We start from the raw sequence: 297 nt of genomic DNA, 5'->3' as shown, positions 1-297 counted from the left end.
GAATCGATATCCGCCGCGCAATCAAGCACCGGGCTGCGCGCCCGTCTGGCCAAGCGGCGCAGCGAATTGATCGTCCATATCGACAAGAACCTTTCCGGCTTCCTTAACCGCGGAAGCGCAGGCGCTATTGCTCGGTGAACGCAGCGGCATGGATGCTGAACAAACAAGAATCCAGCGAACGCTCGGCATTACCCACCTATTTGCGATATCCGGGCTGCATGTGGGCATCGTCACGGGCATGCTATATTTTTTATTGCTGCGCTTGCGGGTAAGAAAAGAAAGTGCGACTGCATTATT

General features: G+C 54.9%; 1 protein-coding gene. It reads left to right on the top strand.

Features of this window, described 5'->3' with window-relative positions; genetic code table 11:
- Positions 1-127: 127 nt before the first annotated feature.
- Positions 128-297: ComEC/Rec2 family competence protein (locus R0J87_RS19415; protein WP_498888291.1), on the top strand; the 170-nt coding region annotated here is incomplete at its 3' end.

It is taken from the genome of Halomonas sp. SIMBA_159, assembly GCF_046536035.1.
GTDB lineage: Bacteria > Pseudomonadota > Gammaproteobacteria > Pseudomonadales > Halomonadaceae > Vreelandella > Vreelandella venusta_A.
Note: the sequence above shows the minus strand (reverse complement) of the source record. Positions and strands in the feature narration are given on the sequence as shown.